At 58.2% G+C, this 13493-nt stretch carries 13 protein-coding genes and 1 pseudogene; 8 read left to right on the plus strand and 6 right to left on the minus strand.

Annotated features, from left to right (window positions below; all coding sequences use genetic code 11):
* Positions 1 to 68: 68 nt before the first annotated feature.
* The 4 genes from IB144_RS04340 to IB144_RS04355 all read left to right on the plus strand — a co-directional run bounded on the left by IB144_RS04340 (position 69) and on the right by IB144_RS04355 (position 4158).
* Entirely contained in the window at positions 69 to 1406 is a 1338-nt protein-coding gene (locus IB144_RS04340) for a PTS transporter subunit EIIC (protein ID WP_004174520.1), read from the plus strand.
* A gap of 7 nt (positions 1407 to 1413) precedes the next feature.
* A complete protein-coding gene (locus tag IB144_RS04345; protein WP_019704750.1) occupies positions 1414 to 2841 on the plus strand; it encodes a glycoside hydrolase family 1 protein in 1428 nt (475 codons plus the stop codon).
* Positions 2842 to 2908: 67 nt separating this feature from the next.
* Positions 2909 to 3682: a GntR family transcriptional regulator gene (locus tag IB144_RS04350; protein ID WP_002915985.1), complete on the plus strand. Its 774-nt coding sequence runs from the start codon at positions 2909 to 2911 to the stop codon at positions 3680 to 3682.
* Entirely contained in the window at positions 3679 to 4158 is a 480-nt protein-coding gene (locus IB144_RS04355) for a GNAT family N-acetyltransferase (protein WP_019704751.1), read from the plus strand. Before IB144_RS04350 ends, IB144_RS04355 begins: the two co-directional genes overlap by 4 nt.
* Here the strand turns inward: IB144_RS04355 and galR are convergent.
* A complete protein-coding gene (galR, locus tag IB144_RS04360) occupies positions 4119 to 5135 on the minus strand; it encodes an HTH-type transcriptional regulator GalR (RefSeq protein WP_002915981.1) in 1017 nt (338 codons plus the stop codon). The genes IB144_RS04355 and galR overlap by 40 nt on opposite strands.
* A 93-nt stretch (positions 5136 to 5228) precedes the next feature.
* Between galR and IB144_RS04365 the strand changes: the two are divergent.
* The 3 genes and pseudogenes from IB144_RS04365 (at position 5229) to lplT (ending at position 9102) form a co-directional block, all read left to right on the plus strand.
* A pseudogene (locus IB144_RS04365) lies at positions 5229 to 5493 on the plus strand (hypothetical protein).
* 263 nt (positions 5494 to 5756) lie between these two features.
* Complete coding sequence (aas, locus tag IB144_RS04370) at positions 5757 to 7916, plus strand: bifunctional acyl-ACP--phospholipid O-acyltransferase/long-chain-fatty-acid--ACP ligase (protein ID WP_040215692.1); 2160 nt, start codon at positions 5757 to 5759, stop codon at positions 7914 to 7916.
* Positions 7909 to 9102, plus strand: coding sequence for a lysophospholipid transporter LplT (gene lplT, locus IB144_RS04375; RefSeq protein WP_004185495.1), 1194 nt, complete (start codon positions 7909 to 7911; stop codon positions 9100 to 9102). Before aas ends, lplT begins: the two co-directional genes overlap by 8 nt.
* Positions 9103 to 9204: 102 nt before the next feature.
* On the opposite strand, the gene IB144_RS04380 is transcribed toward lplT, so the two are convergent.
* From IB144_RS04380 to IB144_RS04400, 5 genes are all read right to left on the minus strand, one after another.
* Positions 9205 to 10245, minus strand: coding sequence for an NADP(H)-dependent aldo-keto reductase (locus IB144_RS04380; protein WP_048337893.1), 1041 nt, complete (start codon positions 10243 to 10245; stop codon positions 9205 to 9207).
* Between the two features lie 220 nt (positions 10246 to 10465).
* Positions 10466 to 10684, minus strand: a complete 219-nt coding sequence (locus tag IB144_RS04385) for a YgdI/YgdR family lipoprotein (protein WP_002915974.1) — start codon at positions 10682 to 10684, stop codon at positions 10466 to 10468.
* A 123-nt stretch (positions 10685 to 10807) separates the two neighbouring features.
* Positions 10808 to 11521, minus strand: a complete 714-nt coding sequence (locus IB144_RS04390) for a TerC family protein (RefSeq protein ID WP_002915973.1) — start codon at positions 11519 to 11521, stop codon at positions 10808 to 10810.
* Positions 11522 to 11584: 63 nt separating this feature from the next.
* The gene (gene mutH, locus IB144_RS04395; protein ID WP_004143967.1) at positions 11585 to 12280 is read right to left on the minus strand and encodes a DNA mismatch repair endonuclease MutH; all 696 of its coding nucleotides are present in this window, start codon (positions 12278 to 12280) and stop codon (positions 11585 to 11587) included.
* Positions 12281 to 12364: 84 nt separating this feature from the next.
* Positions 12365 to 12508, minus strand: coding sequence for a hypothetical protein (locus IB144_RS04400; RefSeq protein ID WP_004218186.1), 144 nt, complete (start codon positions 12506 to 12508; stop codon positions 12365 to 12367).
* Between the two features lie 453 nt (positions 12509 to 12961).
* Here IB144_RS04400 and rppH point away from each other — a divergent pair, with 453 nt between their 5' ends.
* Entirely contained in the window at positions 12962 to 13492 is a 531-nt protein-coding gene (gene rppH, locus IB144_RS04405; protein WP_002915936.1) for an RNA pyrophosphohydrolase, read from the plus strand.
* The last annotated feature ends 1 nt before the right edge of the window (position 13493 follow it).

The raw sequence follows: 13493 nt of genomic DNA on the forward strand, positions 1-13493 counted from the left end.
TTGGTATGCCAAAAGTCTCTGGCTGTTCACCTGGCCGCAATAAGCCCTTTACTCTGAGGTACTCTTTTATGGCATTACAGGACAAACTGATCGACGCGCTGGGGCGTTTCGCGACGACATTCAACAGCTATCGCTACATTATGGCGATCAAATCGGCGTTTATTACCCTGATGCCGGTGATCATCGTCGGGGCCTTTTCGGTGCTGATCTCCAATATGGTGCTGGATCCGAAGAATGGGCTCGCCAGCTTTTCCTCGCTCTCCTTTCTTGCGGCGCTGAAGCCGATCACCAGCGCGCTTAACTACGCTACGCTCAACTTCCTCAATATCGGCGCCGTGTTTCTGATCGGTATTGAGCTGGGGCGGATCAATGGCATCAAAAGCCTGTTTCCCGGCCTGTTGGCGGTGATCTGCTTTATCTGCGTCACGCCGACCACGGTGGAGATGATGGTCGATGGCCAGATGCACGTGGTGAAAGATGTCCTGCTGCGCCAGTTTTCCGATACCCGCAGTCTGTTCCTTGGGATGTTCATCGCCATTCTGTCAGTGGAGATTTACTGCTGGCTGGAAGGGCGCAAGGGACTGAAGATCAAAATGCCGGATACCGTGCCGCCGAACGTCTCTGCCTCTTTTTCCGCGCTGATCCCGGCGATCATCACCACCACCGCGATCGCCACCTTTGGTTTTCTCTTTCACCAGCTGACGGGAATGTATCTCTACGATGCGGTCTACCAGGTGGTGCAGCAGCCGCTGGAGCGGGTGGTGCAGAGCCTGCCGGGGATCCTGCTGCTGATGTTCGTCGCCCAGCTGTTCTGGGTGATCGGCATTCACGGCAACCAGATGATCAAGCCGATCCGCGAGCCGCTGCTGCTGGGAGCGATCACTGTCAATATGAGCGCTTTTGAGCAGGGGAAAGAGGTACCGAACATCATCACGATGCCCTTCTGGGATGTCTACATGAGCATCGGCGGCTCGGGGCTGACCATCGGCCTGCTGATTGCGGTGATGATCGCCACCAGACGCAAAGAGATGAAAGAGATCGCCAAGCTGTCGATAGGCCCGGGGCTGTTCAATATTAACGAGCCGGTGATCTTCGGGATGCCGATCATGCTTAACCCGATCCTCGCCATCCCGTTTATCATCACCCCGCTGGTGACCGGCAGCATCGGCTATTTCGCCACCCTGACCGGCTTCGCCGGCAAGGCGGTGGTGATGGTCCCCTGGACCACGCCGCCGCTGATCAACGCCTGGCTCTCCACCGCCGGCTCGATGGGGGCGGTGGTGACCCAGCTTATCTGCATCGTCGTCGCGGTGCTTATCTATCTGCCTTTCGTCAAAATCGCCTCCCGCCGTGCCGATGCCGCGCAGCGTCAGGTAGACAATCAACAAACCGCCAACCCTGTCTGAGGAGCCTATGACTACCGTACGGATGACCATTCCCGATGATTTTATCCTTGGCGCGGCGGCTTCCGCCTGGCAGACCGAAGGCTGGAGCGGGAAAAAACCAGGGCAGGACTCCTGGCCCGATCTCTGGTACAAAAACGATCGCCACGTCTGGCATAACGGCTATGGCCCGGCGGTGGCCACCGATTTTATCAACCGCTTTCGGGAAGATGTGCAGCTGATGAAGCTGGCCGGGCTGACCCACTACCGCACCTCAATCAACTGGTCGCGCTTTCTGACCGACTATGAAAACGTCACGGTGGATGAGGAGTATGCGGCCTATTACGACCAGCTGTTCGATGCGCTGCTGGCCAACGGCATCACGCCGATGATCTGCCTTGAGCATTATGAATTGCCCGGCTATCTGCTGGAAAAGTATGGCGGCTGGGGGTCGAAAACGGTGGTTGAGCTGTTTGTGCGCTATGCGGAGAAGGTGTTTGCCCGCTACCACCCGAAGGTGACGCGCTGGTTTACCTTTAATGAGCCAATTGTGGTGCAGACCCGGGTCTATCTGGATGCTCTGCGCTGGCCCTATGAGCAGAACACCAGCACCTGGATGCAGTGGAACTATCATAAGGTGCTGGCGACCGCCAGCGTCGTGAAGCGGTTTCGCGAGCTCGGCTATCCCGGGACCGTCGGCTGCATCCTCAATCCGGAGGTGACCTACCCACGTTCACGCGCCCCCCATGACCTGCGCGCGGCGGAGATCTACGATCTGTTCTACAACCGCATGTTCCTCGACCCGCTGGTGCACGGCGTCTGGCCGCCGGAGCTTCTCGCGCTGCTTGAGCAGCATCAGGTGACGTGGGAGACCAGCGAGGAGGATCTGGCGGTTATCCGCGAGCACACCGTCGATGAGCTGGGGATTAATCTTTACTACCCGCACCGGGTCAAAGCCCCGTCGCGGGCCTGGCATCCGCATACCCCGTTCCATCCGGCCTGGTATTATGAGCCGTTTGAGCTGCCCGGCCGGCGGATGAACGTCTCCCGCGGCTGGGAAATCTACCCGCAAATCATCTTTGATATGGCGATGCGGATAAAAAATGACTATCGCAACATCCCGTGGTTCGTGGCGGAGAGCGGGATGGGGGTGGAAAACGAAGGCCAGTTCCGTAACCGCGAAGGCGTCATCGATGACAGCTACCGCATTCGTTTTATCAGCGAACATCTGTGGCACACCCTGCGCGCCCGCGAGGCAGGGGCCAACTGCCAGGGCTATATGCTGTGGGCGTTTACCGACAACGTATCGCCGATGAACGCCTTTAAAAACCGCTACGGGCTTATCGAAATCGATCTGCAAAACCATCGCGCCCGGCGACCCAAAGCCTCGGCGCACTGGTTTCGTCAACTGGGCGAACGGCGTGAACTGGTGCTGGATATCGATGATGAATACCGCTAGCCGGGGGCAATATTTGCTAAGATAGCGGCGTATTTGACTCGCAGGCATGTAACGCACAGGTGATTTTGTGGAAAAAGCGATAGTTCCGCCGGAAAAGAAGCCCTATCAGGAGATTGGTGATGACCTGCGCGCCCAGATCGCGCAGGGGCGCTACCCGGTCGGGTCGCGTTTGCCGCCGGAACGCCATATTGCCGAAACCTATGGCGTCAGCCGGACCATCGTGCGCGAAGCGCTGCTGATGCTGGAGCTGCAGGGGACGGTGGATATTCGTCAGGGATCCGGGGTGTATGTCATGCGCATTCCCCACGAGAACGACAGCGAAGAGGAGCAGCTGCTCAGCAGCGACGTCGGCCCGTTTGAAATTCTCCAGGCGCGCCAGCTGCTGGAGAGCAACATCGCCGCCTTTGCCGCGAAAATGGCCACCCGCGCCGATATCGACAATCTGAAGCGGATTATTGAACAGGAGCAGCGGGCAATCGCTCTCAACGACACCGCGCAGGATAACGCTCGTCTGTTCCATCTGGTGCTCGCCGGGGCGACGCAGAACCAGATGCTGTTGGCGACGGTAGAGCGGATCTGGCTGCAGATGGACAGCAGCCCGCTGTGGCAGCAGTTCAATGTGCATATTGCCAGCCGCGCCTGGCGGCTGAAATGGCTCGGCGACCGGCAGACCCTGCTCGCCGCGCTGCGGCGTCGCGATGTGATGGGCGCCTGGCAGGCGATGTGGCAGCATCTGGAAAACGTCAAAAACAGCCTGCTGGAGCTGTCCGATGAAGACGCCCCCGACTTTGACGGCTATCTGTTCGACTCGGTGCCGATTTTTCAGGGGAAGCTGGTATGACGATCCTGCCGCTGTACGCTGCGCCGCAGTTCGCCCCGCAGGTGACCGACTGGCTGTGGCAGGCCTTTGGCGGCGAGACGCTGCCGCGGCAATTCTTCGCCAGCATCGTGCAGCATAGCCAGACGGCGGAGGCGCTGCCGTTGACCTTTATTGCCGTGGAAGGCGAGCAGTTGCTCGGCACGATTGGCCTCTGGCGCTGCGATTTGATCAGCCGCCAGGATCTGTTTCCCTGGCTGGCGGCGCTGTACGTCGCGCCCGCCGCCCGCGGTCAGGGGCTGGCCGGAAAACTGCAGCGGCATGTGATCGATTATGCCCGCCGCGCGGGCTTTCGGGAGCTCTATCTCTACTCCGCCTGCCGGGATTTCTATGAACGCTTCGGCTGGCGCTACATCGGCGAGGGGCTGGATTACCCGGCCACCGCCGTGCACCTCTATCGCTATGACTTATCGCCTTCCTGCGGGGCGACCACCGAGTGACGACGGACCAGCGTCGGGCTGAACAGATGGGTGATCTCCGGCGCCGGCCGTTGCTCCGCCAGGGCTAAAGCCAGCTCGGCCGCCTGGGTCGCCATCGTAACGATCGGATAGCGGACGGTAGTCAACCGCGGGCGGACATAGCGCGAAATCAGGACATCGTCGAAGCCAATCAGCGAAATCTCCCGCGGAACGTCGATGCCGTTGTCATTCAGCACCCCCATCGCGCCGGCGGCCATCGAGTCGTTATAGCAGGCGACGGCGCTAAAGTGGCGGCCGCGGCCAAGCAGTTCGGTCATCGCCTGTTCGCCGCCGCTTTCATCCGGCTCGGCAAACGTGACCAGCCGGTCGTTGCACGGCAGGCCGCTCTCCTCCAGCGCCGCGTAGTACCCCTGCAGCCGATCTTCCGCATCGGAGATATCATGGTTTGAGCACAGATAGCCGATACGCGTGTGCCCCTGCTGGATCAAATGGCGGGTCGCCAGCCAGGCGCCGTAGCGGTCGTCCAGCGCCACGCAGCGGGTTTCATATCCGGGCAGGATGCGGTTGATCAGCACCATGCCGGGGATCTGTTTCATTAACCCCGCCAGTTCCTCATCCGGGATCATTTTGGCGTGCACCACCAGCGCCGCGCAGCGATGGCGGATCAGCTGCTCTATCGCCTGGCGCTCCTTCTGCACGTTGTGGTAGCCATTGCCAATCAGCAAAAAATTGCCGGTGCGGTAGGCCACCTGTTCGACGGCTTTGACCATCGCGCCGAAGAAGGGGTCGGAGACATCGCCCACCACCAGGCCGACGGTTTCCGTTGACTGCTGGGCCAGCGCCCGGGCGTTCGCGTTGGGGTGATAGTTCAGGGTTTCCATCGCCGCGCCCACGGACTGACGCGAGGCTTCGCTGGCTTTGGGAGAGTTGTTGATGACGCGGGAGACGGTAGCGACGGAGACTCCTGCGAGTCGGGCTACATCCTTAATAGTCGCCATACCATGCCTTTTCTAGGGTAAGCGTTTACATACTGCTATGTTACGGGAAAGAGCGGCAGATTCAAGGCGCGGCGGCGAAGGAATGGCGCAAATGTGATTCAGCGCGGGCTTATCGGTGACCTGTTTACATTGACGCGATCGGTAATTGAAACCGGCGCAGGGAAATACAAACCTTTGCTTACACTTTGCGATGCGCTGTTGCGAATGTTCGCTGGTTTGTTCGCGGATCCGGTTGATATTCTGGCTATCCCAGAGGTATTGATAGGTGGAGTCAACGTCACGTTGACCACTTTACTTACACCAGCCTGCGCAGATGCGCAGGTTTTTTTTTGCCCGCTATCGGCGTTGTTACAGATAGCGAAAATCGTAATACCTCGTTGCACTTAGGCTCACTCCCTTGCGTTTTCCCGCTGGCCCGTTACGGCCAAAAAACGTGACAATCGAGATCCCAGAGGTATTGATAGGTGAGTTTCTCAGGTACGCTCTTCGTACTGAACGTCTTACACCGACCTGCGCGGATGCGCAGGTTTTTTTTATTCCGAAAATCCCCCCGCTGCACTGCTTTCCCATGCCTTCTCGTGTAACCTGCTTTGACTCATCAACCGGTCACATGGAGTTGTTATGCTTTTGGGATTTTTCAGACTGCTGTTCAAGGGGTTATACCGGGTCAGACTGACCGGCGACACGCAGGCTTTATACCAGCAAAAGGTCTTAATCACCCCGAACCACGTCTCTTTCCTCGACGGCATTCTGCTGGCGCTGTTTTTGCCGGTCCGACCGGTTTTTGCGGTCTATACCTCAATCAGCCAGCGCTGGTTTATGCGCGCGCTGACGCCGATTATCGATTTTGTGCCGCTGGACCCGACCAAGCCGATGTCGATCAAACATCTGGTGCGCCTGATTGAGCAGGGGCGGCCGGTGGTTATTTTCCCGGAAGGGCGAATTTCGGTCAGCGGCTCGCTGATGAAAATTTATGACGGCGCCGCCTTTGTCGCCGCCAAATCGCAGGCGACCATTGTGCCGCTGCGTATTGAAGGCGCCGAACTGACGCCCTTCAGCCGGCTGAAGGGGCTGGTGAAACGTCGCCTGTTCCCGCGTATTCAGCTGCATCTCCTGCCGCCCACCCATCTGCCGATGCCCGAGGCGCCGCGCGCCCGCGACCGGCGCAAAATCGCCGGGGAGATGCTGCATCAGATCATGATGGAAGCCCGGATGGCGGTGCGCCCGCGGGAAACCCTGTATGAGTCGCTGCTGGCGGCGCAGGACCGCTTCGGCGCGCGCAAACCCTGCGTGGAGGATATCAACTTCCAGCCGGATACCTATCGCAAGCTGCTGACCAAAACCCTGTTTGTCGCCCGCATTCTGGAAAAATACAGCCAGCCGGGCGAGAAGATCGGCCTGATGCTGCCTAACGCCGGCATCAGCGCGGCGGTGATTTTCGGCGCTATCGCCCGCGGGCGTATTCCGGCAATGATGAACTATACCTCCGGGGTGAAAGGGCTCAGCAGCGCGATAGCCGCCGCGGAGCTCAACACCATTTTCACCTCGCGCACCTTCCTCGATAAAGGCAAACTCTGGCACCTGCCGGAGCAGCTGACCCAGGTGCGCTGGGTATTCCTGGAAGATCTTAAAGGCGATATCACCCTCGCTGACAAACTGTGGATTTTTGCTCATCTGCTGGCGCCGCGTCTGGCGCAGGTTAAGCAGCAGCCGGAAGACGCGGCGATGATCCTCTTCACCTCCGGTTCCGAGGGCAATCCGAAAGGGGTGGTGCACAGCCATAAGAGTCTGCTGTCCAACGTCGAGCAGATCAAAACTATCGCCGACTTTACCGCCAATGACCGCTTTATGTCGGCGCTGCCGCTGTTCCACTCTTTTGGCCTCACCGTCGGCCTGCTGACGCCGCTGCTTACCGGGGCGGAAGTGTTTCTCTATCCCAGCCCGCTGCACTATCGCGTGGTGCCGGAGCTGGTCTACGATCGCAACTGTACGGTGCTGTTCGGCACTTCGACCTTCCTCGCCAACTATGCCCGTTTCGCCAATCCGTACGATTTCTACCGCCTGCGCTACGTGGTCGCCGGGGCGGAGAAGCTGCAGGAGAGCACCAAACAGCTGTGGCAGGATAAATTCGGCCTGCGCATTCTCGAAGGCTATGGCGTGACCGAGTGCGCGCCTGTGGTCTCGATTAACGTGCCGATGGCGGCGAAGGTCGGCACCGTGGGCCGCATCCTGCCGGGGATGGACGCCCGCCTGCTGGCGATGCCAGGCATTGAGCAAGGGGGGCGGCTGCAGCTGAAAGGGCCGAACATCATGAAAGGCTACCTGCGGGTGGAAAACCCCGGCGTGCTGGAAGCGCCTGCGGCGGAAAACCAGCACGGCGAGATGGAAGCGGGCTGGTATGACACCGGGGATATCGTTACCTTCGACGAGCAGGGCTATGTCCGCATTCAGGGCCGCGCGAAGCGCTTCGCCAAAATCGCCGGCGAGATGATCTCCCTCGAGATGGTGGAGCAGGTGGCCCTCGGCGCGTCGCCGGACAAAATGCACGCCACGGCGATTAAACAGGACGCCAGCAAAGGCGAGGCGCTGGTGCTGTTTACCACCGATAATGAACTGACTCGTGAAGCCCTGCTGCGCTACGCTCGCCAGCACGGCGTACCGGAGCTGGCGGTGCCGCGAGATATACGCTGGCTGAAACAGCTACCGGTGCTCGGCAGCGGCAAGCCAGACTATGTCACCCTGAAAAATATGGTCGACGAGGCGGAAACAACCCATGAGTGAGTCAGTACATACTAACCCTTCGCTGTACTCCAAAGGGATGGTGGCGGTGATCTGCGCCCAGTTCCTGTCGGCCTTCGGCGACAATGCGCTTCTCTTCGCCACCCTGGCGCTGATGAAGCAGCTCTATTATCCGGAGTGGAGCCAGCCGGTCCTGCAGATGTTGTTTGTGGGCGCTTACATCCTCTTTGCCCCCTTTGTCGGCCAGTTCGCCGATAGCTTTGCCAAAGGCCGGGTGATGATGGTGGCCAACGGCCTGAAACTGCTCGGCGCCGGCTGCATCTGCTTCGGCGTCAATCCGTTTATCGGCTATACGCTGGTGGGGATTGGCGCCGCCGCCTATTCGCCGGCCAAGTATGGCATTCTCGGCGAACTCACCACCGGCGATAAGTTAGTGAAGGCTAACGGACTGATGGAGTCCTCGACCATCGCGGCGATCCTGCTGGGCTCCATGGCCGGCGGGATCCTCGCCGACTGGCACGTGCTGGCGGCGCTGATCGTCTGCGCGCTGGTCTACGGCGGGGCGGTAGTGGCTAACCTGTGGATACCCAGGCTGCCGGCGGCGCGTCCGGGGCAGTCGTGGCGTTTTAAGCCAATGACGCACAGCTTCTTCAGCGCCTGCCGGACGCTGTGGCGCAACGGCGAAACCCGCTTTTCGCTGATGGGCACCAGCCTGTTCTGGGGCGCTGGCGTGACCCTGCGTTTCCTGCTGGTGATCTGGGTGCCGGTGGCGCTGGGCATTACCAGCAACGCCATGCCCACCTATCTTAATGCGATGGTGGCGGTGGGGATTGTGCTGGGTGCCGGGGCGGCGGCGAAGCTGGTGACCCTGGAGACGGTGTCGCGCTGTATGCCGGCCGGGATTTTGATCGGTATCGCGGTGATAGCCTTTGCGGTGCAGCAGTCGCTGCTGCCGGCGTTCGGTCTGCTGCTGCTGCTCGGGGTGTTCGGCGGGTTCTTTATCGTACCGCTGAACGCGCTGCTGCAGGAGCGTGGGAAACATTCGGTCGGGGCAGGTAACGCCATTGCGGTACAGAACCTCGGTGAGAACGTGGCGATGCTGCTGATGCTGGGGCTCTATTCCCTGGCGGTGAGCGTGGGTGTTCCACCGGTCGCCGTGGGGATAGGCTTTGGCGCGGTATTCGCCGTGGCCATCGCCGCGCTGTGGGTCTGGGGGCGGCGTAAATAACCTCCCGGCTTGCGCTGCGCTTGACTGGGCGAGGGGGTCGCCAATATCTGCTCTTCAGTAGCCCGGGTAAGGCGTATACGCCTTACCCGGGGCTTTGCTTTCTTACGGCGCCGGGTAGGTATAAACCTGATGCACCGCCTCAATCTCCGCTAATACCTCTTCGCTCAGCTCAAGCTGCAAACTTTCCACGTTGGCCTGCAGCTGTGTCATGGTCGTCGCCCCCAGCAGGGTGCTGGCGACAAACGGCTGCCGACGCACAAAGGCCAGCGCCATTTGCGCCGGATCGAGGCCGTGGCGTTTGGCGATATCCACATAGGCCGCTACCGCTTTCTGCGACTGCTCGCTGCTGTAGCGCGTAAAGCGGCTGAACAGCGTATTGCGCGCCCCCGCCGGCTTCGCACCGTTGAGATACTTGCCGGTCAGTGTGCCGAAAGCCAGGCAAGAGTAGGCCAGCAGCTCCACGCCTTCGAACTGACTCACTTCCGCGAGGCCGACTTCAAAGCTGCGGTTCAGCAGGCTGTAAGGATTCTGAATAGTCACGATCCGCGGGAGGTCGTGCTTATCCGCCAGGTGCAGATAACGCATCACGCCGAAGGCGGTTTCGTTCGACACGCCGATGTAGCGGATCTTCCCGGCGCGCTGGAACTCGGTCAGCGCTTCGAGGGTATCCAGCAGCGTCACGGCGGGCGCGGAGTCGGCCCAGGTATAGCCCAGCTTGCCAAAGCAGTTGGTTGGCCGCTGCGGCCAGTGAACCTGATATAAATCGAGATAATCGGTCTGCAGCCGCTTCAGGCTGGCGTGCAGCGCCTCGCGGATATTTTTGCGGTCCAGGACGTGATTGGGCCGAATGCTGCTGTCGTTATTGCGCGCGGGCCCGCTGACTTTCGAGGCGAGCACCAGCTTTTCGCGATTGCCGCGTTTCGCCAGCCAGTTGCCGACGTAGGTTTCAGTCAGCCCCTGGGTTTCCGGGCGCGGCGGGACCGGGTACATTTCAGCGACATCGATCAGGTTGATGCCGTTGGCAACCGCGTAATCGAGCTGCTGGTGGGCATCGGCCTCGCTATTCTGTTCACCAAAAGTCATGGTTCCCAGCCCGAGGGTGCTGATTTCAAGAGAACTGTGTGGGATACGGTGATACTGCATAGCCAGCTTCCTTTTTATTTATAAGGTCAGGCATTCCCCGACAAAGGAGTATCAACATGGCAGAGGGTGAGAAAAAGAGGAAGTAAAAAATCAAAAAAGCCGGGTGACGAGGAGGGGCGGTGAGTGAAACCCGCGGCGTCCTGGTATATCCCGACTCTTCTCAAAAGACTGGTGGTCGGTAAGCGCAGCGTCAACAGAAGCTGGGGCCGACAGGGAAAGATTAACGCTTAATGATTTGCGAAACGTCGTCACGATTGATCTGCATTTTATTACCCTGCTGATCTTCGTAACTGATTAAACCGGTATCGTCATCCACGGTAGGTTTACCGTCGGTCAGGATCATTCGCCCATCTTTGGTCGCCATGACGTAATCGCTGCTGCAACCGGAAACCGAGAACGCCAGTCCTACGGCGGAAATCAATACTGCCCATTTCTTCATCGTCAACACCTCTTCAGTAGCTGCACCCCATACCCGTCTATTAATAGCCTGATTTGTGAGACATAAAAAGCAGTAAAGTCTGAAAAAGGGTTGCAGCCTGTGACCAGGCTGCAATTTTGTGGTTTACAGCGGGTTTTTCTTATTACGCAGCAGGTTAAGGCTCTCCACCGCGATAGAGAAGAACATGGCGAAATAGATGTATCCCTTCGGCACATGGACGTCGAAGCTTTCCAGCATCAGGGTAAAGCCGACGAGGATCAGAAACGACAGCGCCAGCATTTTCACCGAAGGATGACGGTCAACAAAATCGCCGATGGGTCGCGCGGCGAACATCATCACCCCCACCGCGATCACCACTGCCGCCATCATGATGAACAGATGATCCGACAGGCCGACGGCGGTGATCACTGAATCGAGGCTAAAGATGATATCCAGCAGCATGATCTGCACGATAGCGCCGAGGAAGGAGTGGACGTTGGTCTTCAGCCCCTCCTCTTCACCTTCGATAGATTCATGGATCTCTTTACTGGCTTTCCAGATAAGGAATAGCCCACCGAGCAGCAAGATCAGATCGCGAAACGAGATCTCCTGACCGAAAACGGTAAAGAGCGGGTTGGTAAGCTTAACGACCCAGGCGATTGAGGCCAGCAGCGCCAGACGCATGACCATCGCGCCCATCAAACCGATCCGGCGCGCATGGGCGCGCTGGGCGGTGGGGAGCTTAGCCACGACCAGAGAGAGGAAAATAATATTGTCGATCCCGAGCACGATCTCCAGCAGCGTCAATGTGCCCAGCGCCAGCCAGGCGTTAGGATCGGTTATCCATGCAAATAACATTGTTCAAAGTCCTGCAAAATAGAAAGCAGCAATTATATGCAACCCCCAACGCAGAACAAAAAATTAATCGTGTTGTAACAAGAAATGGCGGGCAAGCAGAGCGGCGGTAAAATTCTTTTTCAGATAGAAACCGCGCGGCAGCGTGAGGATTGTCTCCCCGCGGGCGCCGATGGCTTCGGTCAGCGCCTTGCTGTTGGCGGCTTTCGGTCTTAACTGCAGCACCTCGCCGTGGCGGGCGGTAATGCGCTCGACCTCACCGAGAACAATGAGATCCATCAGCTCTTCCCAGTCCATGCGCAGCTGGCGCTCCTCGTCTTCGTCCGGGCTCCACAGCAGCGGTGCGCCGACGCGCCGCGCCGCCAGCGGGATGGTGCGTTCACCCTCCACCGGGATCCACAGAACGCGCTGCAGCTTATGCCGCACATGGCTGCTCTCCCAGGTGACGCCGCTATTGCCGGTTAACGGGGCGACGCAGACGAAAGTGGTCTCCAGCGGGCGTCCCCGGCTGTCGATGGGGATCGTTTTGAGCTCGACCCCCAGCGCGGCGAAATCCTGCTCGGGTTTACTGCCTGCGCTGGCGCCCAGCCACAGCTCCAGCAGAATGCCCGTCCAGCCTTTATCGCGCTTCAGATCGCGCGGAATGGGGATCCCCGCCAGCGCCGCCAGCTCGCCCAGCGAATAGCCGGCCAGCTGGCGGGCCTGGGCCAACAGCTGTTCCTGACTTTGCGGCGGTGAGGCGAGCGGAGCGATAGCGGGCATAGGGCAATACCTTTGGTTAAAAAGTGAGCGCTAATTTGCGCGTTGTGGATAGAGTTTACCGTTTTCTGAGTAACTATACCAATCTCATGATTTATATGGCTTTTTAAACTCATCATGCGGCTTATGAAAACGGTGTAAACGGGTTTTCCAGAACTGGTCACTGACAATAAACAGGATCTTACACCATGTTATCCACAGAAAAGTGGGATAACTGGGGAAAAGACTCACTACTGGTTCGATTTACAGCCTTGACGTGCGACGAAAATCGAATTTTTAGAGAAAATCTGCCGGTGGCCTGCGCGTAATCTGTGGATAAAATCGACATTGCTCGATCTTTCATCAGTCGGCGGATCGCATGTGTGATGATCGTCACGTTATGCTGTAATGTGTGAAAGGAATATATTCTAACTTTATGAATATGATACTATTATTTTCAGATGCTAGCGATGCGATGTTCGGATTACTCTGGGTTTTCCCGGGTTAATTCCGTACTTCTTCACAACTCTATCCACAGAAAAAGTGAATAAAATCGGCTGTCACGCGCTTTCATTGTTTATAACTCTGGCAATTACTGTGAGTTATTCAAATGTTATCCGTTCTCAGTGTGCGAACAGAGTGGTTTACCGTTTCCGGCGAGTGTGAAACAATCATTCACATTGAAGCTTATCTTGAGGTAGTCCGGTGATTGATGACGATGGCTACCGCCCAAATGTCGGTATTGTAATCTGTAATCGTCAGGGCCAGGTGATGTGGGCCCGGCGCTATGGTCAGCACTCGTGGCAGTTCCCGCAAGGGGGCATTAATCCAGGAGAATCCGCAGAGCAGGCGATGTATCGGGAATTGTTTGAAGAGGTCGGGTTAAGCCGTAAAGATGTGCGGATCCTGGCCTCAACCCGTAACTGGCTGCGTTACAAGTTGCCTAAACGTTTGGTGCGTTGGGACACAAAGCCGGTTTGTATCGGCCAGAAACAAAAGTGGTTTCTTTTGCAGTTGATCGGCAATGATGCGGACATCAATATGCAAACCAGCAGTACACCTGAATTTGATGGTTGGCGCTGGGTGAGTTACTGGTACCCGGTTCGCCAGGTGGTGTCGTTTAAGCGCGACGTCTACCGCCGGGTGATGAAAGAGTTCGCCAGCGTGACCATGTCGCTGGCGGAGAGCGCACCTAAGCCGCAAAACGCGCCTGCTTATCGACGTAAAAGAGGTTAAG

Source organism: Klebsiella sp. K4, assembly GCF_014596785.2.
In the GTDB taxonomy this organism is placed as follows: domain Bacteria; phylum Pseudomonadota; class Gammaproteobacteria; order Enterobacterales; family Enterobacteriaceae; genus Klebsiella; species Klebsiella pneumoniae.

Bases quoted from the DNA above. Each gene is read 5' to 3' on its own strand.
- IB144_RS04390 (WP_002915973.1), bottom strand. From the start codon at position 11,521: ATGTTATTTGCATGGATAACCGATCCTAACGCCTGGCTGGCGCTGGGC.
- IB144_RS04380 (WP_048337893.1), bottom strand. From the start codon at position 10,245: ATGCAGTATCACCGTATCCCACACAGTTCTCTTGAAATCAGCACCCTC.
- lplT (WP_004185495.1), top strand. From the start codon at position 7,909: ATGAGTGAGTCAGTACATACTAACCCTTCGCTGTACTCCAAAGGGATG.
- aas (WP_040215692.1), top strand. From the start codon at position 5,757: ATGCTTTTGGGATTTTTCAGACTGCTGTTCAAGGGGTTATACCGGGTC.
- galR (WP_002915981.1), bottom strand. From the start codon at position 5,135: ATGGCGACTATTAAGGATGTAGCCCGACTCGCAGGAGTCTCCGTCGCT.
- mutH (WP_004143967.1), bottom strand. From the start codon at position 12,280: ATGCCCGCTATCGCTCCGCTCGCCTCACCGCCGCAAAGTCAGGAACAG.
- IB144_RS04355 (WP_019704751.1), top strand. From the start codon at position 3,679: ATGACGATCCTGCCGCTGTACGCTGCGCCGCAGTTCGCCCCGCAGGTG.
- IB144_RS04345 (WP_019704750.1), top strand. From the start codon at position 1,414: ATGACTACCGTACGGATGACCATTCCCGATGATTTTATCCTTGGCGCG.
- IB144_RS04385 (WP_002915974.1), bottom strand. From the start codon at position 10,684: ATGAAGAAATGGGCAGTATTGATTTCCGCCGTAGGACTGGCGTTCTCG.
- IB144_RS04340 (WP_004174520.1), top strand. From the start codon at position 69: ATGGCATTACAGGACAAACTGATCGACGCGCTGGGGCGTTTCGCGACG.